This window comes from Mesorhizobium sp. KACC 23794, from assembly GCF_052180275.1.
GTDB lineage: Bacteria > Pseudomonadota > Alphaproteobacteria > Rhizobiales > Rhizobiaceae > Kumtagia.
Genome location: NZ_CP197465.1, coordinates 4,228,760 through 4,251,535, shown reverse-complemented (window position 1 = coordinate 4,251,535; position 22,776 = coordinate 4,228,760). Strand labels below are relative to the sequence as shown.

The following is a 22,776-nucleotide window of genomic DNA, read 5'->3' as shown; positions in this document are numbered from 1 at the left end:
GCGTCGTCGATGCTAGAACGCGGCGCGAGTCATAGCCCCTGCGACCGGAAAGCAATCATGGCGTCGAGAAGTTGCCTGTCGATCATCCTTGCCGCCGGCGAGGGCACGCGCATGAAGAGCGCCTTGCCGAAAGTGCTGCACAAGATAGCCGGCCTGCCGATGGTGGCGCATGTCGCGCGCTCGGCCGAGGCTGCCGGCGCCGGCGACCTGGCGCTGGTGATCGGCCATGGCGCCGACGAGATGCGCAAGGCGGCGGCGAAATTCGCGCCGCGCGCCGAAAGTTTTGTCCAGGACAAGCGCCTCGGCACGGCGCATGCGGTGCTGGCGGCGCGTGATGCGATCGCCAGGGGGTATGACGACGTGCTCGTCATGTTCGGCGACACGCCCCTGATCGAGGCCGGGGCGCTCACCGCCGCGCGCGAGAAGTTGGCCGAGGGCGCCGCTGTCGTCGTGCTCGGCTTCCGCACGCCGAACCCGACCGGTTACGGCCGGCTGATCGAGGCTGACGGCAAGCTTGCCGCGATCCGCGAGGAGAAGGATTGTTCTGAGCAGGAGCGTCGGATCACCTTCTGCAATTCCGGCCTGATGGCGATCGACGGAAAACATGCCCTCAAGCTGCTTGATGCGGTCGGCAACGCCAACGCCAAGGGCGAATTTTATCTGACCGACATCGTGGCGATTGCCGCAGCGCAAGGCCTCGACGTCTTTGCCACCGAGGCGAGTTTCGAGAACGCGCTGGGCATCAACAACCGCGCCGAACTCGCCGAAGGCGAGGCGATCTGGCAGAAGCGTCGCCGTCGCGAGGCGATGCTGGACGGCGTCACCCTGGTCGCGCCGGATACGGTGTTTTTCGCGTACGATACCGAAATCGGTGCCGATGCATACATTGAGCCCAATGTCTTCTTTGGCCCCGGCGTGACGGTGGAGGGGGGCGCGGTAATCCATGCCTTCTCCCACATCGAGGGCGCCGAGATCGGGCCGGGCGCCGAAATCGGTCCCTTTGCGCGGCTGCGGCCCGGCGCCGACATTGCCGAGAGGGCCAAGATCGGCAATTTCTGCGAGGTCAAGAAGTCGACGATCGAGGCGGGAGCCAAGATCAGCCATCTCTCCTACATCGGGGACGCGCGGGTCGGCGCCGACGCCAACATCGGCGCGGGCACGATCACCTGCAATTACAACGGCTACACCAAATCCCACACCGATATCGGCCGCGGCGCCTTCATCGGTTCGAACTCGTCGCTGGTGGCTCCGGTGAGCATCGGCGACGGCGGAAATGTGGCGGCGGGCAGCGTCATCACCGAGGACGTGCCGGCCGATGCGCTGGCCTTCGGCCGTGCGCGCCAGAAGACCTTGCCGGAACGCGGCCGGATGCTGCGCGAGCGTCTTGCTTCCGCCAAAAAAGCAGCAGAATAGCGCGCTAACGGATTGGAAGGCCTCGCCCGATAGAGTTATTCGGGCAAGTGCTTGTCATGGACTGACACCGAAATTGATTATCGCCCGCCCGTCGGCTTCTTCTAGAACGCTGCCGGACTATTTCGCGGGTTGCAACCAGGGATGCAAAGATGTGTGGCATTGTCGGGATCGTGGGCCAGTCGCCGGTGGCGCCGCTCATTGTCGATGCGCTGAAACGGCTCGAATACCGGGGTTATGATTCGGCCGGCGTCGCCACGATCGAGGCCGGCGCGCTCGACCGCCGCCGCTCGCAGGGCAAGTTGATCAATCTTGAGCGCCGGCTCGGCGAAGAGCCACTGGGCGGCAAGATCGGCATCGGCCACACGCGCTGGGCGACGCACGGCGTACCCAACGAGACCAATGCGCATCCGCATTTTTCCAACGGCGTCGCCATCGTCCACAACGGCATCATCGAGAATTTTGCCGAGTTGCGCGAGGAGTTGAAGGCCGACGGCTACGATTTCGCCTCGCAGACCGACACCGAGGTGGTCGCGCACCTGGTGGCGCGTGAAGTGAAGCGGGGCGCCCGCCCCGTCGATGCCGCGCATCGCGCGCTGAAACGGCTTGAGGGCGCTTTCGCACTCGCCATCATGTTCAGCGGCGACGAAGATTTGATCGTCGGCGCCCGCAACGGCCCGCCGCTGGCGATCGGCCACGGCGACGGCGAGATGTATCTCGGGTCCGACGCGATCGCGCTGTCGCCCTTCACCAACTCGATCACCTATCTGGAGGATGGCGACTGGGCGGTGGTGCGGCGCAGCCACGCACAGATCTACGACATGGCCGGCGAGCCGGTGGAGCGCAAGCGCCAGCAGTCGGTCGGCACCAGCTTCCTGGTCGACAAGGGCAACCACCGGCATTTCATGGAGAAGGAAATCCACGAGCAGCCGGAAGTCATCTCCCACACGCTCGCCCACTATCTCGACTTCGCCGCGGGCACGACGCGCGCTCTGGATCTGCCCTTCGACTTCAAGTCGCTCGACCGCCTCGCCATTTCGGCCTGCGGCACGGCCTATCTCAGCGGGCTCGTCGGCAAATACTGGTTCGAGCGTTTTGCGCGCCTGCCGGTCGACATCGATATCGCCTCGGAATTCCGCTACCGCGAGATGCCGCTGTCGAAGAACAGCGCGGCGCTGTTCATCTCGCAGTCGGGCGAGACCGCCGACACGCTGGCCTCGCTGCGCTACTGCCGGCAGGAAGGGATTCCGATCGGCGCGGTCGTCAACGTGCGCGGCTCGACCATTTCGCGCGAATCGGACGTGACCTTGCCGACGCTGGCTGGCCCCGAGATCGGCGTTGCCTCGACCAAAGCCTTCACCTGCCAGCTTTCGGTGCTGGCGTCGCTCGCGCTGCGCGCCGGAGTCGAGCGCGGCACGATCTCGCCGGAGCGGGAGAAGGTGCTGGTGCGCGAACTGGCGGAAGCGCCGCGTTTTGCCAGCCAGGTGCTGAAGCTCGACCGCCAGATCGACAGGGTGGCGCATGAACTGACGCATTATCGCCATGTGCTTTATCTCGGCCGCGACACCAATTACCCGCTCGCCATGGAAGGCGCGCTGAAGCTCAAGGAAATCTCCTATATCCATGCCGAGGGCTATGCTGCCGGCGAGTTGAAGCACGGACCAATCGCGCTGATCGACGAGAAGATGCCGGTGATCGTCATTGCGCCCTACGACCGCATCTTCGACAAGACCGTTTCCAACATGCAGGAAGTGGCGGCGCGCGGCGGCAAGATCATCCTGATCACCGATCGCAAGGGCGCCGAGCGTGCCGGCATCGCCACGCTGGAGACGATCGTGCTGCCGGACGTGCCCGAGATCATCTCGCCGATCATCTATGCGCTGCCGATCCAGATGCTGGCCTATTTCACCGCCGTGGTGATGGGCACCGACGTCGACCAGCCGCGCAATCTCGCCAAGTCGGTGACGGTGGAATAGCCGGCGGGCGCCCTGGAACTGCCCGCCGCGTTTGTGGATTGTGTCATCGCATGAGGAATGGTCTATTCCGGCGTGCGGTGCACAATAGCTTCGGCGGGTAATGAGCGACGTTCCCATAAAAATGTCCGGCATGACGCGGCTAAGGAATTATTTCCTCACCGGCGTCATCGTCATCGCGCCGCTGGCGATCACCGCCTATATCGCCTGGACCTTTGTCCATTGGGTCGATTCCTGGGTGAAGCCCTATATCCCGTCGAGCTACAATCCGGACAATTACCTGCCTTTCGCCGTGCCCGGTTTCGGTCTGCTGGTGGCGCTGTTCATGATCACCATGATCGGCTTCCTGACCGCCAATTTCATCGGCCGCTCGATCGTCCGCTTCGGCGAGGGGCTGCTCGGCCGCATGCCGCTGGTTCGCGGCGTCTACAAGGCGCTGAAGCAGATCTTCGAGACGGTGCTCTCCCACAAGAGCGACATGTTCAGCACCGTCGGCATGGTCGAATATCCGCGCAAGGGCGTCTGGTCGCTGGTTTTCGTGGCCGGCGAAAAGGATACCGAGATCAATGCCAGGCTGGACAAGCCGGGCGATCCGCTGGTCGCCGTGTTCATGCCGTGCACGCCCAATCCGACCACCGGCTTCCTGATGTATGTCTACCGTTCGGAGATCGTCGTGCTTGACATGACCATCGAGGACGGCGCCAAGCTGATCGTCTCGGCCGGCCTCGTCGCGCCGCAATACAAGCGCACGGCACTTCCCGGGCAGGGAGAGCCGATCGACATTTCGCTGGCCGAGCAGGCCGTCGCCAGCCAAAAGCGTGGGACCATCTGAGGGGGTGTTGCGAGTGCCGGATTCCAGGTGGACGAAGACGCCGTTGAAGTCGCTTTCGGACGCGGTCGAGCACGGGGTCGTCTTCACCGGCAAGTGCAAGCTGAACCTGGGGCGCAAGCTGCAGTTCGAGGCTCCTGTCCGCTTCCAGGATCTCTGGTGCTACCAGGGCATGCGCATCGGCGCCTATTCGTTCATGCGGCCGGCCTATGTCAGCGGCAACCCGGTCATCGGCCGCTATTGCAGCATCGGCGCCAATTTCAGCATCGGCGAGCCGGACCATCCGACGACGTGGCTGGGCACATCATCCTTCCAGTATCAGAAGAGCAAGTTCTCGTTCTATCCGCCGATGAAGGAGTTCGTCACGATCGAACGGCCGGATGACGAGGCGGGCGGGCCGGACACGGTCGTCGGCAACGATGTATGGATCGGTTCCAACGTCATGGTGCTGAAAGGCGTCAAGATCGGCAATGGGGCGGTCATCGCAGCGGGCGCCGTCGTCACCCGCGACGTCGAACCCTATACGATCGTCGGCGGCGTTCCGGCAAAACTCATCCGCAACCGTTTTGCCGACCATGCGCTGGTCGGCAGGCTGAAGAAGCTGAAATGGTGGGAATTCCTGGCGCCGGCGCTTTCCGACATTGCCTTCGACGACCCCGCCGCGGCGATCAAGGAGATCACGCGTCGCGAAAAGGCCGGGGAGATCACCCGGAGCAAGGCGAAATACGCCTCCATCCGGGCGACGCGCGATGGTTTCGAACTGGTGCAGGCGCGGCCGCCCGAAAGCGAAGCGGTTGTCGCGGCCGATCCCGTCGATACGCCATCTGCCGGGGAAGATGCGGCGTAGCAGACAGGACGCAGCCGCATCGACGCTGCGGTTTGGCTCGGGCCAGCCGGATCGTCGGCTGGACAAAGCCTTGCATGCCGCGCCTATCCCAACGGAACGGGCGTCCTGTAACCGATATATGGGCAATGGCCGCCCTCATAGGCGCTGATGCCGCAGGGCGGCCCATAGACCACGCCGCTGCTTTCGGTCGCACAGCTTGCCAGCACCGGCATCGCCGCCAGGACCGCAAGCATCACCAATCGCCGCATTCAGGGTCTCCGTGATGGTCGGGTGCTTCGACGGCCGAATCCGAATGCGCCGCTCGACCTGCGTTTTGCCGTACATCGCCCGTGCACGATAGACGTCGCCGACCCGGCATTCCGCAAACTGCCAGAATTGCCTGGGCCAGCCGCCCGGCGTCACCCGGCCCGAAGAAGCCGCACCGCCTCGTCACGCCCGAACAGATAGAGCAACACGCGGATGGCTTCGCCGCGTTCGGATTCCAGGGCGGGATCTCGCGTGAGCAGCAGCCTTGCGTCGCTGCGCGCGATCTCCAGCAGGTCGGCATGGAACTCCAGCCGGGCGATCTGGAAGCCGGGCGTGCCCGATTGCCGCGTGCCGAGCAATTCGCCTTCGCCGCGCAGCTTCAGATCTTCCTCGGCGATCCGAAAGCCGTCCTCGGTCTCGCGCAGCACCGACAGGCGGGCGGTGGCCGTCTCACCGAGCGGCGGCTTGTAGAGCAGCACGCAGGTCGACGCCTTCGAGCCGCGCCCGACGCGGCCGCGCAACTGGTGGAGTTGCGCTAGGCCGAATCGTTCGGCGTGCTCGATGACGATGATGGTGGCGTCCGGCACGTCGACGCCCACCTCGACCACTGTGGTGGCGACCAGCACGCGGGTCTCGCCCTGCTTGAAGGCGCGCATCGCCTCGTCCTTGTCGCGGCCGTTCATCCGGCCATGCACCAGCCCGACGCGCGATCCGAATTCCTGCCGCAAGGCGGCGTGCCGTTCCTCGACGGAGGTGAGCTCGACTTCGTCGGAATCCTCGACCAGCGGGCAGATCCAGTAGATTTTCTGGCCTTCGGCGAGGGCGTCCGAGATTCGCCCGACCAGTTCGTCATAGCGCTCGAAGGGCAGGGTGACCGTGCGGATCGGCTGCCGCCCCGCCGGCTTCTCGGTCAGCCGCGACACGTCCATGTCGCCGAAAGCGGTCAGCACCAGCGTGCGCGGGATAGGCGTCGCCGTCATCACCAGCATGTCCGGCGCCTCGCCTTTGGCGGTGATCGCCAGCCGCTGGTGGACACCGAAGCGGTGCTGCTCGTCGACGACGGCGAAGGCGAGGTCGCGAAAACGAACCGTCTCCTGGAACAGCGCATGGGTGCCGATGACGATGTCGATCGACCCGTTTTCCAACCCTTCAAGGATGCCGGCCCGCTCACGGCCTTTTTCGCGCCCGGTCAGCACGGCGACCGCAAGCCCCGCTTTTTCCGCCAGCGGCGCGATGGTCGAAAAATGTTGGCGCGCGAGAATTTCGGTCGGCGCCATCAGAGCCGCCTGTCCGCCGGCCTCTACCGCGCGCGCCATGGCGAGCAGCGCCACCACCGTCTTGCCCGAGCCGACATCGCCCTGCAGCAAGCGCAGCATACGGTCCGGCTTTGCCATGTCGACATCGATCTCGGTCAGCGCCTGTTCCTGCGAGGCGGTGAGCCTGTAGGGCAGGGCGGCGCGCAGGGCCTCGATGCGGGCGCCGTCCCCTTGCAGCCGTCGGCCGACGTGCTTGTGGACGTTGGCGCGCACCAGGGCGAGCGACACCTGGCCGGCGAGGATCTCGTCATAGGCAAGCCGCCGCCACGCCGCAGCCTCCGGCGACACGTCGATCGGATCGGCCGGATTGTGGATGCGGCGCAATGCGTCGGCGAAGCCCGGAAACGTCTGGCGGCGCATCAGCTCGGCGTCCTGCCATTCCGGCAGCGCCGGCAGGCGCGCCAGCGCCTGGCCGATGGCGCGGCGCAGCACCTTGGCGTGCAGGCCGGCGGTCAGCGGATAGACCGGCTCGACGAGCGGCAATCCCTCCGCCTTGTCGGCGAACGCGATGTGGTCGGGGTGCACCATGGACGGACGGCCGTTGAACCATTCCATCCGGCCGCTGACCACGACATGCTCACCGACCGGCAAGCTGCGCTCCAGCCATGTCGCATTGGCATGGAAGAACGTCAGCGCCATCTCGCCGGTGTCGTCGTGCACGAACACTCTGTACGGCACCGAACGGTTGCCGCGCGGCGGCGGCTGGTGGCGGTCGACGCGCACGTCGAGCGTGACGATCGCGCCTTCGGCCGAAAGCGCTATCCCCGGCCGGTTGCGGCGGTCGATGATGCTGCTGGGGAGCGTGAACAAGAGGTCGCCGGCGCGCGCCTCGCGGGCCGTCAGGTCGGCGGGCACGACCTTTTCGATCAGTGTAGCGACCTTGGGGCCGACGCCGTCGAGCGAGGTGACCGGCACGAACAGCGGATCGAGGAGGGAAGGGCGCATCAGGAAACTCTCACCGCCGCGATGTTAGGCATCACTGCTGACAGCGCAAGGCTGACACCCGCCTCTATCCACGCTATATGCGCCGCGCGGCGAAAGGGCATCCCATGACCGGAACCACACGATCGAGCGAGGGGCTGGATATCAGGCGGCGAAAACTGCTGTTCCGCTCCTGGCATCGCGGCATGCGCGAGATGGACCTGATCCTCGGCTCATTCGCCGATGCCCGCATCGCCGACTTGACCCACGCCGAACTCGACCAATATGAGAGGCTTCTCGACGTTTCCGACCCGGTGCTCCTGCCATTGGCGACCGGCGAACAGCCGATCCCCGACGGAAACGACAACGAAATCCTCAAAAAAATCGTCGCCTTCCGGCAGGCGATGACTTTCCAAAGCTGATTCCATGTCCCTGATCAAATCCCTCGGCCTGCGCAAACAGAGCACGGGCGCCGTCCTCGTCGATGGCGTGGCAGAAGGTTTCGAGGCCTTTGCGCTTGCCGCGTTGTCGTCTGAAGCCGCCCCGGACGGCCCGGTGGTGTTCGTGGCGCGTGGCGGCGAGCGCCTGCCGGCGATTGCCGATGCGCTGGCCTTCGTCGCGCCCGACCTGCCGGTGCTGGAATTCCCGGCCTGGGACTGCTTGCCTTACGACCGTGTCTCGCCGGGGGCCGATGCGACGGCGCGGCGGGTCGAGGCGATGAGCGCGATGGCGGCGCTGGCGCGAAAACCGCACCGCGCAGTGGTGCTCACCACCGCCAACGCGCTGGTGCAGCGCATGCCGCCGCGCGCCGCCGTGGAGGCGCAGACATTTCGCGCCAAAACCGGCAACCAGGTCGACATGAAAGCGCTGACCGCACGGCTGGAGAATTCTGGCTTCGACCGCGTGGCGACCGTGCGCGAGGTTGGCGAGTTTGCTGTACGCGGCGGCATTCTGGACCTGTTCGCGCCCGGTGCCGCCGAGGCGCTGCGGCTCGATTTCTTCGGCGACACGCTGGATTCCATCCGTGCCTTCGACGTCGCCAGCCAGCGCACCACCGGCCAGCGCACCGAGATCACGTTGCAGGCGATGAGCGAGGTGGCGCTGACGCCCGAAACCATCAGCCGCTTCCGCCGCAGTTATATCGAAGCCTTCGGCGCGCCCAACCGGGACGACGCGCTTTACGCGGCGGTCAGCGAGGGCCGGCGTTTTGCCGGCATGGAGCATTGGCTGCCCTTCTTCTACGATGGGCTGGAGACGCTGTTCGATTACCTGCCGGACGCGCCCTTCGTCTTCGACCATCTGGCGCGCGAGGCGCTTGGCGAGCGTCACACGCTGATCGAGGATTATTACCAGGCGCGCCGCCAGCAGATTGATGGCGCCATGAAGGACGCCGTGCCTTATCGCCCGGTGCCGCCCGGAAAAATGTATCTGTCGCCGGACGATATCGCGGCGGCGCTGCCGGACCTTCTGTCGGCCGAGTTCACGCCCTTCGCCGCACCCAACGCCGGCGGCAGAAAAGTGCTGCATGCCGGCTCGCGCCAGGGCCGCAGTTTTGAGCGCGAGCGGGCTGACCCGAACGCCAATGTCTTCCAGGCGGCGGTCGACCACATTGCCGCGCTCAGGGCCGACAAGCGAAAAGTGGTGCTCGCCGGCTGGACCGACGGTTCGCTCGACCGGCTCGCACAGATCCTCGGCGAACACGGCCTCGGCAATCTGAAGCCGGTCTCGACGCTCTCCGATGTCGAGAAGATGTCCTCCGGGCAGGCGGGAATGACCGCGCTGCCGCTGGAATCCGGCTTCGAGACCGATGCCTTCGTCGTCGTTGCCGAGCAGGACGTTCTCGGTGATCGCCTGGTGCGCCGATCCAAGCGCCGCAAGGCGGCGGACTTCATCGCCGAGGCGTCGTCGCTGTCGGCCGGCGACATCGTCGTCCATACCGACCACGGCATCGGCCGTTTCATCGGCCTGAAGACCATCGAGGCGCTCGGCGCGCCGCATGATTGCCTGGAAATCCACTATGCCGGCGACGACCGGCTGTTCCTGCCGGTCGAAAACATCGAGCTTCTCTCGCGCTACGGCTCGGACTCGGCCGAGGCGACGCTCGACAAGCTCGGCGGCGGTTCGTGGCAGGCGCGCAAAGCCAGGCTGAAGAAACGCCTGCTCGACATGGCGGGCGGGCTGATCCGGCTGGCCGCCGAACGGCAGATGCGTGCAGCGCCGGTCTTCAGCCCGCCGGAAGGGGTCTATGGCGAGTTCGCCGCGCGGTTCCCCTACGAGGAAACCGACGACCAGCAGCGCGCAATCGATTCGGTGATGGACGATCTCTCCGCCGGCAAGCCGATGGACCGTCTGATCTGCGGTGACGTCGGCTTCGGCAAGACGGAGGTGGCGTTGCGCGCCGCTTTCCTCGCCGCGATGGAAGGGTTCCAGGTCGCGGTCGTCGTGCCGACCACGCTGCTGTCGCGCCAGCATTTCAAGACCTTCACCCAGCGCTTCTCCGGCCTGCCGCTGATCGTCCACCAGGCGTCGCGCATGGTGCCGGCCAAGGAACTGGCCGAGACCAAGAAGGACATCGCCGAGGGCAAGGTCGACATCGTTGTCGGCACCCACGCGCTTCTGGGTAGTGCAATCTCCTTCAAGCGGCTCGGCCTGCTGATCATCGACGAGGAGCAGCATTTTGGCGTGAAGCACAAGGAGCGGCTGAAGGAGCTGAAGAGCGACGTGCATGTGCTGACGCTGTCGGCCACGCCGATACCGCGCACCATGCAACTGGCGCTGACCGGCGTGCGCGAACTGTCGCTGATCGCCACGCCGCCGGTCGACCGGCTGGCGGTGCGCACCTTCATCTCGCCGCACGATCCGCTGGTTATCCGCGAGACGCTGCTGCGCGAGCGCTATCGCGGTGGCCAGAGTTTTTATGTCGTGCCGCGCATTTCCGACTTAGCCGAGGTGCGCGAATTCCTCCACGCCTCGGTGCCGGAACTGAAGGTCGGCACGGCCCACGGCCAGATGCCGCCCGGCGAACTCGACGACATCATGAACGCCTTCTACGACGGCCAGTACGACGTTCTGCTGTCCACCACCATCGTTGAATCCGGGCTGGACATCCCGACCGCCAACACGCTGATCGTCCACCGCGCCGACATGTTCGGTCTGGCCCAGCTCTACCAGTTGCGTGGGCGCGTCGGCCGCTCGAAGACGCGCGCCTACGCGCTGTTCACGCTGCCGGCCAACCGCAAACTCACCGACACGGCCGACCGCAGGCTGAAGGTGCTGCAATCGCTGGACACGCTGGGCGCCGGTTTTCAGCTCGCCAGCCACGACCTCGACATCCGCGGCGCCGGCAATCTTCTCGGCGAGGAACAGTCCGGCCACATCAAGGAGGTCGGCTTCGAACTCTACCAGCAGATGCTGGAGGAGGCCGTCGCCGAGATCCGCGGTTCCGGCGAGGTGTTGGACGGCGACTGGTCGCCGCAGATCGCCATCGGCACGGCGGTGATGATCCCGGAAACTTATGTTCCCGATCTGCAACTGCGGCTGGCGCTTTACCGCCGGCTGGCCGACCTCGACACGCCGGAGGAGATCGACGCCTTCGCGGCGGAACTGATCGACCGTTTCGGGCCGCTGCCGCAGGAAGTGGAGCATCTGCTGAAAATCGTCTTCATCAAGGGGCTTTGCCGGAAAGCCAATGTCGAGAAGCTGGATGCGGGGCCGAAAGGCGTCGTCATCCATTTCCGCAAGCGCACATTCGCCGACCCGGCCGGGCTGGTGCGCTACATCGGCGAGCAAGGCTCGATGGCGAAGATTCGGCCTGACCAGAGCGTCGTCTTCATCCGCGACTGGCCGAATCCGGAGAAGCGCCTGTCGGGCTCGGCGGTGGTGATGACGCAACTGGCGCGGCTGGCGACGAAGGCAGCGGCGTGAGAACAGTCTTCAGCGGGGCATGGCCTTCGGATCGCGGGCACCGTGGCGAACGCCGATTATGATCACTTCTTGGTCCGTCACTTCGTAGAAGAGCAGATAGGGATAGGGCGTTGCCGCAATGCGTCGCAGACGCCGGTCGCTTGTTCGCCGCCCGCTGTGGGGCTGTTGCTCCAGCAATTCAGCGATCATCTGAATGCGGCGCTGTACGCGTCGCGCACCTTGCGGGGATTGTTCGTCGATGTAGGCGAGAATGCGGTCGAGTTCTGCGGCTGCTTTTGGTGTGTACCGGAGCTTCACAGCCCGTACTTTGCCCAGATGGCGCGTACTTCCGCATCGGTGGCGAATTCACGCCGATCGGCTTGAGCCAGCGACTCGGCAAGGGATGCTTCTTGCTCCGGCGTGAGTTGAATCGGAGATTGTTCCTCGCCTGCCACTTCGAGAACGAGGCGAGCGATCTCGTCCTGCACTGATGCGGGAAGGCTGCGGGCTGCCTCTACCGCGCGGTCGAAAAGCTGCGTCATGGATATATTATGAAGCGACCGATTGGCCGAGGGAAGCCTTCGATTTCTCCGCCGCAACCTGGCGGATCGCGTCGGCGAGCGTTTCGGTATCCTGCGCGCCCATCACCGCGTAGCGGTTTTCGAGCAGGAAGCAGGGAACGCCGGTTATGCCCATGCGAGATGCGGTGGCGGCCTCCGTTTCGATGGCCTCGCGGTCGGCGTCGGTCGCCAGCATCGCTTCCACAACGCTCGCGTCCATCCCGGCGTGTGCGGCCGCATCGGCCAGCACGGCGTGGTCGCCTATGTCTGCGCCTTCCTCGAAATAGAGCGAGAACAGCCGCTTCACCAGGCGGTTCTGGACGCCGGGGCCGGCGCTCGCCGCCCAGCGGATGACGCGATGCGCGTCGATCGTGTTGGGGGAGACTTTTATGGCGTCGAAAGCGAAATCGATGCCCTCGGCCTCGCCAAGCGGCTCGATCCGCGCATGAATCTCGCGGATGCGTTCCTCGCTGCCGAACTTCGCCATCATATATTGCTTGCGGTCGCGGCCGCCGGGCGGGATCGTCGGATCGAGCTGGAACGGCCGCCAGCTTATCTCAACGTCGATGTCCGGCAGGCTGGCCGCTGCCTTCTCGAGCCGTTTCTGGCCGACATAGCACCAGGGACAGACGACATCCGACACCACATCGACACTGACCGTCTGCCGTTCGCTCATCGAAATCTCCCGTTCAAGTTCGACATTAACGTCGTGCGTCCTTCGAGGCTCGCCCTCAAGGTCTGGTGCAGGTCCTTCGCTTTCGTGCGGGCTCGCGCCCCAGGATGAGGAATGCTGACGCCGACCGTCCTCATCCTGAGCAACCATTAAGTGCTGGCTTGTTTTGCGACCCATGGTGTTCCCCTTGCGAGGACGGTGTTGACGAAGATGACGAGCTTCCTTGCGCAGGCGACGAGGGCGACCCTGTGGGGTTTGCCGTTGGCGACGAGGCGTTTGTAGAAGGCGATGAGCTCGGCGTTCCAGCGGAAGGCGGCGGGCAGGGCGGCGGCATAGACGCTCCTGGCCAGGCGCTTGCGACCGCCGGCGACATGGCGCTGTCCGTGGCGGCCGCCGCTGTCGTCGTCATAGGGAGCGAAGCCGACAATGGCGGCGGCGGCCTCGCGGTCGATCTGGCCGAGTTCGGGGGCGCGCACCAGGAAGGCGATTGCCGTGGGTTCGCCGACGCCGTCGACGCTCATGACCAGCTCGAGGCGGCGGGCGAGATCGGCATGGGCGCGCAGGATGCCGCCCAGCCGCTTGAGTTCGAGCGTGCGCCAGGCCACGAGCCGGGCGATCTCGCGGTCGAGCCTTCTGCGGCGCTGAGCGTCGCGCACGGCCTCGCGCCGGGTCTTGAAGCGGGCGATGTCCTCCCCGATCTGGTCGATCAGGGTAAGGTGCTCGGCAAGCGGCTCCAGCCTGGGATCGGGCGCGGCATGCACGGTGTCGACCGCCGCCGCGCAGGCCGCGATCAGCGCCGCGTCGATACGGTCGTTCTTGGCCCGCTGCAGCTTGAAGCCGGCATAGGCGCGCACCTGCGCCGGCTGGAAGCGGATGACCGTAAAGCCGGCCGCGCGCAAGAACGCCACGACGGCGCTCTCGTAGCCGCCCGACGCCTCGATGCCCACCCGCTCGGCCCCGTGGCCGCGCAGCCAGCCCGACAGCCGCTTATGCCCGGCCGCGTCATTGTCGACCGTCAGTTGCTCCTCGACGCCGGTCAGCGCCACGTCGAGCTTCTGCTTGCCGGTATCGATGCCGGCCACCTTCATGCTAGACTTGTCCATCTTCCTCGACCCTGCCTTGTGATGCGAACCCAAGGTTCATTCAACCATCCGGGTCCGATGAAGAGCCGGCCGCGATCGCGCTCAGGAACAGCCCTCAAGGCTTGGGTGCGAGCGATCCGACGGCCGGCGGTGCGGCCCGGGTGGCCACCCGGGCCGCACCGTCCCCTTCACGGAACACCCAAACAATACACAATCTCGCTAATACAAGGTGCAAGCCCTCTTCGACGGCGAAGGACCTGCACCAGACCTTGAGGGCAAGCCTCGAAGGACGCACCAATCCCACTGCAGCCTTAGTTAGGTTTCCGCCACCACACCGGCAACTGGTAGCCGTAAAGCGAAGTCTCGGCGGGGTGGTCCAGATAGGTCCAGTAAGCGAGGTACTGTTTCGGATTGTATTGCATCGGCACCATATAGGCGCCGGCGATCAGCAGCCGGTCCAGCGCCCGCACGGCGGCGACGAAATCGTCCTTGTCGCGGGCGTTGAGCATCGCCTCGATGACGGCGTCGATCGCCGGGCTGGCGACGCCGGCGAGATTGAACGAACCTTCGACATTCGCCGATTCCGATCCCCAACGAAAAGTCTGTTCGATGCCCGGAGACAGGGTGCCGGTGAAGCCGGTGACGCCGATCAGCGCGTCGAAGCTGAACCGCTGCTTGCGCAACTGGATCTGGTCGGCTTCAAGCGGCCGGATGGTCACGTCGATGCCGATCTTGGCCAGCGTCCGCTGGTAGACGGCAGCCAGCCGCTGCTCGCTGTCGGACGCGGTCAGGATCTCGAACGAGAACGGCTGGCCGTTGGGGTCTACCAGCACGCTGCCGTTGAGCGAGTAGCCGGCCGATTTGAGCAGGTCGAGTGCTGCTTTCAACGCGGCGCGGTCACGGCCCGAGCCATCGGTGACGGGCGGCCGCCAGGTGCCGTCCATGATGTCGGCCGGCACGGCGTCGGGGAACGGGGCGAGCAGCGCCTTCTCCCTGTCGCTCGCCGGATGGCCGAGCGCCGACAGTTCCGAATCCTGCCAGTAGCTGGCGGTGCGCTCGAACTGGCCGTCGAACATGTTCCGGTTGATCCATTCGAAGTCGTAGAGCATGCCCAGCGCGCGGCGCACGCGAACGTCGGAGAATTTCTGCAGCCTTGTGTTGAACAGGAAGCCGGTGACGACCGGCGGGATGCCCAGCTTGAATTCGCCGAGGGTCACCCGCCCGTCTTTCAGGGCGGGAAAGTCGAAGTCGCGCTTGAGCTTAACCGGGTCGGCCTCGGCATAGACCGAGCAGATGCCTTTCTTGAAGGCCTCGAACTGGGCGTTGTCGTTGAGGAAATATTCGATGTCGACGCGGTCGAAATTGTCGAAGCCTCGTTTCGAGGGTAGGTCGCGCGCCCAATAATCCGGGTTGCGCTTGTAAATGATGCGCTCGCCCGGCACGACCTTGTCGATCGTGTAGGGGCCGCTGCCGATCAGCGGCTTCAGCGTGGTCTGGTCGAAATTGTCCTTGTCGAAGGCGTGTTTCGGCAGGATCGGCGTCATCGCGATGATCAGCGGAAACTCGCGGTCGGCCTTGTCGTTGAAGGTGAAGCGCACGGACAGCGGTCCGGTCTTTTCCAGTTTCTCGATCCGCTTCATGCGGTCGCTGTAGGGTGGCCGGCCTTTCTCTGTATAGACCTCATAGGTGAACAGCACATCTTCCGCCGTCACCGGCTGGCCGTCCGACCATTTTGCCTTGGGATTGAGATTGAAGGTGGCGACGCGCCTATCCTCGCTGAGGTCGATCGATTCCGCCAGGAGACCATAGAGCGAAAAAGGCTCGGCGGCGTTGCGCTGCATCAGCGGCTCGAACACCAGATTGCCATAGATCGTGTCGATCACGCCGCGCGCCGTGGTGCGCAGGCTCTTGATGATGAACGGGTTGAGGTTGTCGAAGCTGCCGATGACGCAATAGGTGACGTCGCCGCCCTTGGGCGCGTCGGGATTGGCATAGGGGAAATGCGTGAAATCGGCGGGCAGTGCCGGCTCGCCCTGCATGGCGATGGCGTGCCGGGGTTCGGCCATTGCGGCTTCGGGCACGAAAATGACGGCAAGGGCGCAGAGCGCGAGACATGGACGGCGCATATGCGGGGTTCCGGAGCGATCGCTATGATTCGTCTTTCACCCTATCATGATGTCGCCAATATGAGCGCGCCCTGAGCGCCAACACTTTGCTGTCGCCGGGCTGGATTTACGGCCGAGACCGATGTAACACCCGAACCGAGTCATGCTGTTGCCGTATTTCGGCAACAGGTAGCGGCGATACACGGCGATGGATTGCCGTTTCCCGGATCATTTGAGAGGAAAAGGACAAGATGACAAGCTCGAAGACCGACCGCTTCCGTCTTTCGGTGCTGTCAGCTGGCGTGGCCGGTGTGCTCGCCGCGGGCCTCGCGCCTGCCTCGGCGCAGCAGCAGCAGGTTCCGCAGGGCTGGTTCAAGGCCTGCACCAAGCAGGAGGAAGTCGATATCTGCAACGTACAGAACATGGTCACCGCTTCCAACGGCCAGCTGGTGACCGGCATCAGCCTGATCGAGATCAAGGGCAAGGTCAACCGCAAGGTCTTCCAGGCGACGGTGCCGACAGGCCGCCTCGTTCCTCCCGGCATCGGGCTGCAGATCAATGGTGGCAAGGCGCAGAAGCTTGACTACGTGATCTGCTTCCCCGACCGTTGCGTGGCCGAGGTCCAGCTGACGGATGCGCTGGTCAATTCGTTCAAGAAGGGCAACGAGCTGACCCTGACCTCCATCAATTTCCAGAACCAGCCGAACCCCGTCAAGGTTTCGCTGCAGGGCTTTACCGGCGCCTATGACGGCCCGGCGATGCAGCAGTCGGATCTCGCCGACCGCCAGAAAAAGCTCCAGGACTTCGTTTCGAAGAACAACGAGGACTTTGCCAAGAAGCTCAAGGAAGAGCAGGACAAGGCCAAGGCCGCCAACTGATCCGTCGCCTATGCCGGGGCGAAGCGCCGCACCGGCGCGGCGCTCCGCCTGATGCCGGTTTTGTGAATCGAGGCCCGCCGTGATCCGACGGGCCTCTTCTTTTGTGGGCTTGCGCCAAAGCAGGGCAGGATATGCCGCAAAGAGTGTAGCGGTCAGCGACCGTCTATAGTATCTGGCCGCACGCCCTGACCGTTTTTTCGCGCTGCCGCGCCCTTCGAGGATTCGCCCATCATGGCCACCGCCTCCGCCGCTCCAGACCACCTAGACACCTTCTTCTCGACGCCGCTCGCGGAAGCCGATCCGGAAATCTTCGGCTCGATCCGCTCGGAGCTCGGCCGCCAGCGCCATGAGATCGAGCTGATCGCCTCGGAAAACATCGTGTCGCGCGCCGTGCTCGAGGCGCAAGGCTCGATCATGACCAACAAATATGCCGAGGGTTATCCGGGCAAGCGCTACTATGGCGGCTGCCAGTTCGTCGATATCGCCGAGCAACTGGCGATCGACCGCGCCAAAAAACTTTTCGGCTGCAATTTCGCCAACGTCCAGCCGAACTCCGGCAGCCAGATGAACCAGGCGGTGTTCCTTGCGCTGCTGCAGCCCGGCGATACCTTCATGGGCCTCGACCTCAATTCGGGCGGGCACCTGACCCACGGATCGCCCGTCAACATGAGCGGAAAATGGTTCAAGGTCGTGTCCTATGGCGTGCGCAAGGACGACCATCTGCTCGACATGGACGAGATCGAACGGCAGGCGCATGAGGCGAAGCCGAAGCTGATCCTGGCCGGCGGCACGGCCTACTCGCGCGTCTGGGACTGGAAGCGGTTCCGCGAGATCGCCGACGCGGTCGGAGCGTATCTGATGGTCGACATGGCGCACATCGCCGGTCTCGTGGCCGGCGGTGCGCATCCGTCGCCGCTGCCGCACGCCCATGTCGTGACCACGACCACGCACAAGTCGTTGCGTGGCCCGCGCGGCGGCATGATCCTCTGCAACGACGAGGACATCGCCAAGAAGATGAATTCGGCGGTGTTCCCCGGCCTGCAGGGCGGCCCGCTGATGCATGTCATCGCCGCCAAGGCGGTCGCCTTCGGCGAGGCGCTGAAGCCGGACTTCAAGACCTATGCCCACAACGTTGTAGCCAACGCCAGGGCGCTGGCCGACAGCCTGAAGTCCTCCGGATTGGATATCGTCTCGAACGGTACGGACAACCATCTGATGCTGGTCGACCTCAGGCCGAAGAACGCGACGGGCAAGCGCGCCGAGGCCGCACTTGGCCGCGCCAACATCACCTGCAACAAGAACGGCATCCCCTTCGACCCGGAAAAGCCCTTCGTCACCTCCGGCGTGCGGCTCGGCACTCCGGCCGGCACGACGCGCGGTTTTGGCCCGGCCGAATTCCGCGAGATCGGCAATCTGATCACCGAGGTGCTGGATGGGCTGAAAATCGCCAACTCCGACGAAGGCAATGCCGGCGTCGAGGAGGCAGTGAAGCAGAAGGTCGTCGCGCTGACGGAGCGGTTTCCGCTTTATCCGTATCTGGGGTGAGGGCGGCCGCGCTTGATTCGAAGCGTCTCCGGTATTACTTTTCCTGCTAGAAGGTATTACCGGAGCGTTCTGATGAGCACCACTGTCACCAGCAAGGGTCAGGTCACCATTCCCAAGGCCGTCCGCGACCGGCTTGGCATTGGGCCGGGTAGCAAGGTTGACTTCAAGGTTACCGCGAACGGCGATATTGTCCTCAAGCGTGACGCCGGCGAGCAGAACGCAGCGCCGAACCGTTTCACGAAATTTATCGGCTATGCTGGGCCGGGTCCGAGTACTGACGAGATCATGGCCATGTGGCGTGGTGACGATTGACGCTTGTCGACACCAATGTGCTGCTCGATCTGCTGACTATGGATCCGGTTTGGGTCGAATGGTCGGTTTCGGCACTCGGCTAAGCTGAGGCAGATGGCCCGCTGGTCATCAACGATGTCGTTTACGCTGAGCTCTCCTCGCGGTTTGATCGTATGGAATCGGTAGACGCATTCATCAGCGAGAGTCGATTGGAGCTCTTGCCAATGCCACGCGCCACCTTGTTCCTTGCCGGAAAGGCATTTGGACGCTACCGAACATTGGGCGGGACACGTTCAGGCGTGCTGCCGGATTTCTTCATCGGCGCTCATGCTGTTACTCTTGGCACTCCGATCCTGACCCGTGATCCGCGCCGCTACCGCACTTACTTCCCGACCGTGTCCTTGATCTCGCCTCCAACCGCTTGAGCCCCCCATGCGCTGCCCCTATTGCCAGTCCGAAGACACGCAGGTGAAGGATTCGCGGCCGGCCGAGGATGGCGCGGCGATCCGGCGCCGTCGCGTCTGTCCGGATTGCGGCGGCCGCTTCACCACCTTCGAGCGCGTGCAACTTCGCGATCTGGTTGTCGTCAAGAAATCCGGCCGCAAAGTGCCGTTCAGCCGCGACAAGCTGCTGCGTTCCGTCGAGATCGCGCTGCGCAAGCGCAATGTCGATCCCGACCGCATCGACCGGGCGGTGACCGGCATCGTTCGCCAGCTCGAGAGCAGCGGCGAGACGGAGGTGCCATCCGGCGAAATCGGCCGTCTCGTCATGGAGGCGCTGAAATCGCTCGACGATGTCGCCTATGTCCGTTTTGCCTCGGTCTACCGCAATTTTCGCGAGGCCAAGGATTTTCACGACGTGCTCGGCGAGCTTAAGGCCGACGAGGACGCCGGCTGAGCGATGCCCACCTTTGCCGAACCCGCTTCCCCGGCTGCGGAAGCCGACCGCCGTTTCATGGCCGCGGCAATCCGGCTGTCGCTCTGGCATCAGGGGCTGACGGGCGAAAATCCGTCGGTCGGCGCGCTGGTCGTCAGGCTGGAGGCGGGAGGTTGCGTCATCGTCGGCCGTGGCGTCACCGCACTTGGCGGCCGGCCGCATGCCGAGTTGCAGGCGCTGCATCAGGCAGGCGACGCGGCGCGGGGTGCGACCGTCTATGCGACGCTGGAGCCCTGTTCGCATATCGGCAAGGCGCCGCCCTGCGCCGATGCGCTGGTCGCCGCCGGCGTGGCGCGTGTCGTCATCGCGACGCTCGATCCCGACAAGCGTGTCGCTGGACGCGGCGTTTCGATCCTGGAAAAGGCCGGCATAGAAGTGGTGACCGGCTGCCTGGAGGCCGAGGCGCGCCGGGCGATGGCGGGTTTCCTGTCGCTGAAGGGCAGGGGACGGCCCTATCTGACGCTGAAGCTCGCGGTTTCCACGGACGGCATGATCGGCCGCAGGGGCGCGGGCCAGGTTTCGATCACCGGCGACATCGCGCGCCGCGCCGTGCAGATGATGCGGGTCGAGCATGAGGCGATCATGGTCGGCGTCAACACGGTCGCCGAGGACGATCCGCTCCTGACGGTGCGTCTCGCCGGTCTGGAATCCCGCTCGCCGGCACGCATCGTCCTCGACCCGTTCGCGCGGACGCCTCCCAAGGCCTGTCTGTTTGCGGAAGCCGGTCGCCATCCCGTGCTGATCCTTGCCAGCGAGAAGGCACCACGTCGCCAGGCCGATGCGTTGCGCGATAGCGGCGCGACGGTGCAGACGGTCGCGTCCGACTATCGCGGCCGTTTCGATCCGCGCGAGATCTTGCGCGTGCTCGGGGTGATCGGGCTGAAGAGCGTGCTGCTCGAGGGCGGAGCTGAAACCGCCCGGCGTTTCGTCGAGGCTGGGCTGGTCGACCGGATTTCACTCTTTGTCGGAACGACTGTTGTCGGGCCGGATGGTGTCGCGTCGCCCGTCATCGAAACCGCCGTCCCGGCCGGCTTCGAGATCGTCGGAACCGGCCGCTACGGCGACGACCGGCTGATCGAATATGAAAGGACCGATTGATGTTCACCGGCATCGTCACCGACATCGGCACCATCGAGACGGCAAGGCCACTGCCCAAGGGCTTGCGCCTGCGCGTGCGCACCGATTACGACCCGGCGACGATCGCCATCGGCGCGTCGATCTCGACAGGCGGTGTCTGCCTCACCGTGGTCGAACTCCCCGAGCAAGGCGCGAACGGCCGCTGGTTCGAGGTCGAGGCCTGGGAGGAGGCGTTGCGGCTGACCACGGCATCGGCCTGGAAGGAAGGCACGCGGGTCAATCTGGAGCGCGCGCTGAAGATCGGCGACGAACTCGGCGGCCATATCGTTTCCGGCCATGTCGACGGCATGGCGGAGATCGTCGCGCGCGAGGACGAGGGCGAGGCGGTGCGCTTCACGCTCGAAGCGCCGATGGAACTGGCGAAGTTCATCGCCCCAAAAGGGTCGGTCGCGCTCGACGGCACCTCGCTGACCGTGAACAAGGTGGAAGGGCGCCGCTTCGACGTGCTGTTGATCCATCACTCGCTGGCGGTCACGACATGGGGCGAGCGCAAGGCCGGCGACCGGGTCAACCTGGAGGTCGACACCATGGCGCGCTATGCGGCACGATTGGTGGAGGCCGCAAAGGAAGGATTTTGACGCGGGTCGATCGGCCGCCTGGACAAGCACGCCATCTCGACAAACCGGGGTGATTTCGCGCTATCGTCGCCTCTCCTGTTTGGGGAGAATCAGTCGGGATGCCGATGCGCATCATCTCGCTGAATGCATGGGGCGGCAGGCTGCACGGGCCGCTGCTGCGCTTTCTCGCCGATTCCGATCCGGAAGTGCTTTGCCTGCAGGAAGTGATTCGGACTGAAGGTTCGCAATCCGAATGGCTGACCTACCGTGATCAAGAGCTCGAACTTCCGCAAAGGGCCAATCTGTTCGACGAGATCAGCGCGGCGCTGCCCGGTCACGAGGCCATCTTCTGCCCCGTCGCAAAAGGCGATCTCTTCGACGGCGACGCGGCGGTCTCGTCGGAATTCGGGCTGGCGACTTTCGTGCGCAAATCGTTTCCGATCATCGGCCAGGCCCAGGATTTCGTCCATCGCGACTTTGCCGGCGATGGCTGGGGCGAGCATCCAAGGGCGCGCAACGCGCATTGCGTCCGTCTCTTCGACCCGGGTCATGGGTCGCCCGTCACCGTGGCTCACATGCATGGGCTGCGCGATCTTGCCGGCAAGGCCGACACACCGGAACGCGAGAGACAAGCAAAGGCTTTGGCGAGCCTGATCGGCAGAATTGCCCGAGCCGGTGAACGGCTGATCGTCTGCGGCGACTTCAACGTCCTGCCCGGAAGTTCGATCTTCGAAATTCTCGGCGTCCTGGGGCTGACCGACCTGGTTGTGTCGCGCGGCCACACCGACACTCGGACCTCGTATTACGACAAGGCCATCCGTTTCGCCGATTACATGCTTGTCACGCCGGAGGTGGATGTGCTGGATTTCGACGTGGTCGACGAACCCGAAGTCTCCGACCATCGTGCGCTGATGCTGGAGATCGCCTGACCGCCTCGTCCGAACGGTCAAGCGGAAATTGGCTCGTGGCTGCTTGCGGCGAACTGCCGTTCGGCCTAAGTCAGCCGCGACTTGGAGACCGACATGGCTGGCATTTCACAACACGGCAAGGCTTTCATCCAACCGGAGAAAGCCCATGTCCTCATCATCGAGGCGCGTTACCACGACGCGCTGGCCGATGCGCTGCTCGACGGCGCCAAGGCCGCATTGGACGAGGCAGGCGCGACCTATGACGTCGTGACGGTTCCGGGCGCGCTGGAGATTCCGGCCATCATTTCCTTTGCCCTCGACGGCGCGGACGAGGGCGGCACAGCCTATGACGGCTACGTCGCGCTGGGCGTGATCATCCGCGGCGACACCTATCATTTCGACGTGGTCGCCAACGAATCCTCGCGCGCCCTCATGGACCTTTCCGTCGACGAATCGCTGGCCATCGGCAACGGCATCCTGACCACGGAGAACGAGGAGCAGGCCTGGGTTCGTGCCCGCCGCAACGAGGGCGACAAGGGCGGATTCGCGGCGCGTGCGGCGCTGACCATGATCGCGCTGCGCGAACGGCTCGGAGCCCGCTGAACCGTGTCCAATCCGGCAGAACGCGACGCCCCTCCCTCCCGCCAGGCCAACAAGCG

At 64.8% G+C, this 22,776-nt stretch carries 21 protein-coding genes and 1 pseudogene; 15 read left to right on the top strand and 7 right to left on the bottom strand.

Annotated features, from left to right (window positions below; all coding sequences use genetic code 11):
• Positions 1–57: 57 nt before the first annotated feature.
• The 4 genes from glmU to ACSBOB_RS20915 all read left to right on the top strand — a co-directional run bounded on the left by glmU (position 58) and on the right by ACSBOB_RS20915 (position 5,059).
• Positions 58–1,413: a bifunctional UDP-N-acetylglucosamine diphosphorylase/glucosamine-1-phosphate N-acetyltransferase GlmU gene (gene glmU, locus ACSBOB_RS20930; protein ID WP_442578009.1), complete on the top strand. Its 1,356-nt coding sequence runs from the start codon at positions 58–60 to the stop codon at positions 1,411–1,413.
• A 149-nt stretch (positions 1,414–1,562) separates the two neighbouring features.
• Positions 1,563–3,386 (top strand): glutamine--fructose-6-phosphate transaminase (isomerizing), encoded by a 1,824-nt coding sequence (glmS, locus tag ACSBOB_RS20925; RefSeq protein WP_442578008.1) that lies wholly within the window; start codon positions 1,563–1,565, stop codon positions 3,384–3,386.
• 100 nt (positions 3,387–3,486) lie between these two features.
• On the top strand, positions 3,487–4,215 hold the full coding sequence (locus ACSBOB_RS20920; RefSeq protein WP_442578007.1) for a DUF502 domain-containing protein: 729 nt from the start codon (positions 3,487–3,489) through the stop codon (positions 4,213–4,215).
• A 43-nt stretch (positions 4,216–4,258) separates the two neighbouring features.
• Positions 4,259–5,059 carry a CatB-related O-acetyltransferase gene (locus tag ACSBOB_RS20915; protein ID WP_442578006.1) on the top strand — a complete coding sequence of 267 codons (801 nt, stop codon included), beginning with the start codon at positions 4,259–4,261 and terminating at the stop codon, positions 5,057–5,059.
• A gap of 83 nt (positions 5,060–5,142) precedes the next feature.
• On the opposite strand, the gene ACSBOB_RS20910 is transcribed toward ACSBOB_RS20915, so the two are convergent.
• Positions 5,143–5,307, bottom strand: coding sequence for a hypothetical protein (locus tag ACSBOB_RS20910; RefSeq protein ID WP_442578005.1), 165 nt, complete (start codon positions 5,305–5,307; stop codon positions 5,143–5,145).
• Positions 5,308–5,457: 150 nt separating this feature from the next.
• The gene (gene recG / locus ACSBOB_RS20905) at positions 5,458–7,566 is read right to left on the bottom strand and encodes an ATP-dependent DNA helicase RecG (protein ID WP_442578004.1); all 2,109 of its coding nucleotides are present in this window, start codon (positions 7,564–7,566) and stop codon (positions 5,458–5,460) included.
• A gap of 104 nt (positions 7,567–7,670) precedes the next feature.
• Here recG and ACSBOB_RS20900 point away from each other — a divergent pair, with 104 nt between their 5' ends.
• Together ACSBOB_RS20900 and mfd are read left to right on the top strand one after the other, a co-directional pair.
• Positions 7,671–7,964 (top strand): FAD assembly factor SdhE, encoded by a 294-nt coding sequence (locus ACSBOB_RS20900; protein ID WP_442578003.1) that lies wholly within the window; start codon positions 7,671–7,673, stop codon positions 7,962–7,964.
• Between the two features lie 4 nt (positions 7,965–7,968).
• On the top strand, positions 7,969–11,466 hold the full coding sequence (gene mfd, locus ACSBOB_RS20895; protein ID WP_442578002.1) for a transcription-repair coupling factor: 3,498 nt from the start codon (positions 7,969–7,971) through the stop codon (positions 11,464–11,466).
• A 9-nt stretch (positions 11,467–11,475) separates the two neighbouring features.
• On the opposite strand, the gene ACSBOB_RS20890 is transcribed toward mfd, so the two are convergent.
• The 5 genes from ACSBOB_RS20890 to ACSBOB_RS20870 all read right to left on the bottom strand — a co-directional run bounded on the left by ACSBOB_RS20890 (position 11,476) and on the right by ACSBOB_RS20870 (position 15,886).
• Positions 11,476–11,763: a type II toxin-antitoxin system RelE/ParE family toxin gene (locus ACSBOB_RS20890; protein ID WP_442578001.1), complete on the bottom strand. Its 288-nt coding sequence runs from the start codon at positions 11,761–11,763 to the stop codon at positions 11,476–11,478.
• Positions 11,760–11,987, bottom strand: a complete 228-nt coding sequence (locus ACSBOB_RS20885; protein ID WP_442578000.1) for a hypothetical protein — start codon at positions 11,985–11,987, stop codon at positions 11,760–11,762. Before ACSBOB_RS20885 ends, ACSBOB_RS20890 begins: the two co-directional genes overlap by 4 nt.
• Positions 11,988–11,994: 7 nt before the next feature.
• On the bottom strand, positions 11,995–12,681 hold the full coding sequence (locus ACSBOB_RS20880) for a DsbA family oxidoreductase (RefSeq protein WP_442577999.1): 687 nt from the start codon (positions 12,679–12,681) through the stop codon (positions 11,995–11,997).
• A 146-nt stretch (positions 12,682–12,827) separates the two neighbouring features.
• Positions 12,828–13,781 carry an IS110 family transposase gene (locus tag ACSBOB_RS20875; RefSeq protein ID WP_442577998.1) on the bottom strand — a complete coding sequence of 318 codons (954 nt, stop codon included), beginning with the start codon at positions 13,779–13,781 and terminating at the stop codon, positions 12,828–12,830.
• Positions 13,782–14,071: 290 nt separating this feature from the next.
• Positions 14,072–15,886: an extracellular solute-binding protein gene (locus ACSBOB_RS20870; RefSeq protein ID WP_442577997.1), complete on the bottom strand. Its 1,815-nt coding sequence runs from the start codon at positions 15,884–15,886 to the stop codon at positions 14,072–14,074.
• A 230-nt stretch (positions 15,887–16,116) separates the two neighbouring features.
• On the opposite strand from ACSBOB_RS20870, the gene ACSBOB_RS20865 reads away from it, so the two are divergent.
• From ACSBOB_RS20865 to ribH, 9 genes and pseudogenes are all read left to right on the top strand, one after another.
• The gene (locus tag ACSBOB_RS20865; RefSeq protein WP_442577996.1) at positions 16,117–16,743 is read left to right on the top strand and encodes an invasion associated locus B family protein; all 627 of its coding nucleotides are present in this window, start codon (positions 16,117–16,119) and stop codon (positions 16,741–16,743) included.
• Positions 16,744–16,974: 231 nt separating this feature from the next.
• Positions 16,975–18,288 carry a serine hydroxymethyltransferase gene (gene glyA / locus ACSBOB_RS20860; RefSeq protein ID WP_442577995.1) on the top strand — a complete coding sequence of 438 codons (1,314 nt, stop codon included), beginning with the start codon at positions 16,975–16,977 and terminating at the stop codon, positions 18,286–18,288.
• A gap of 72 nt (positions 18,289–18,360) precedes the next feature.
• The gene (locus tag ACSBOB_RS20855; RefSeq protein ID WP_442577994.1) at positions 18,361–18,600 is read left to right on the top strand and encodes an AbrB/MazE/SpoVT family DNA-binding domain-containing protein; all 240 of its coding nucleotides are present in this window, start codon (positions 18,361–18,363) and stop codon (positions 18,598–18,600) included.
• A pseudogene (locus ACSBOB_RS20850) lies at positions 18,597–19,004 on the top strand (type II toxin-antitoxin system VapC family toxin). The gene ACSBOB_RS20855 and the pseudogene ACSBOB_RS20850 overlap by 4 nt, the downstream one beginning before the upstream one ends.
• A gap of 7 nt (positions 19,005–19,011) precedes the next feature.
• On the top strand, positions 19,012–19,476 hold the full coding sequence (nrdR, locus tag ACSBOB_RS20845) for a transcriptional regulator NrdR (RefSeq protein ID WP_442577993.1): 465 nt from the start codon (positions 19,012–19,014) through the stop codon (positions 19,474–19,476).
• 3 nt (positions 19,477–19,479) lie between these two features.
• Positions 19,480–20,613, top strand: coding sequence for a bifunctional diaminohydroxyphosphoribosylaminopyrimidine deaminase/5-amino-6-(5-phosphoribosylamino)uracil reductase RibD (gene ribD, locus ACSBOB_RS20840; RefSeq protein WP_442577992.1), 1,134 nt, complete (start codon positions 19,480–19,482; stop codon positions 20,611–20,613).
• On the top strand, positions 20,613–21,230 hold the full coding sequence (locus ACSBOB_RS20835) for a riboflavin synthase (RefSeq protein ID WP_442577991.1): 618 nt from the start codon (positions 20,613–20,615) through the stop codon (positions 21,228–21,230). The genes ribD and ACSBOB_RS20835 overlap by 1 nt, the downstream gene beginning before the upstream one ends.
• 98 nt (positions 21,231–21,328) lie before the next feature.
• Positions 21,329–22,138: an endonuclease/exonuclease/phosphatase family protein gene (locus tag ACSBOB_RS20830; protein ID WP_442577990.1), complete on the top strand. Its 810-nt coding sequence runs from the start codon at positions 21,329–21,331 to the stop codon at positions 22,136–22,138.
• A gap of 93 nt (positions 22,139–22,231) precedes the next feature.
• On the top strand, positions 22,232–22,720 hold the full coding sequence (gene ribH / locus ACSBOB_RS20825) for a 6,7-dimethyl-8-ribityllumazine synthase (RefSeq protein WP_442577989.1): 489 nt from the start codon (positions 22,232–22,234) through the stop codon (positions 22,718–22,720).
• Positions 22,721–22,776: the final 56 nt, after the last annotated feature.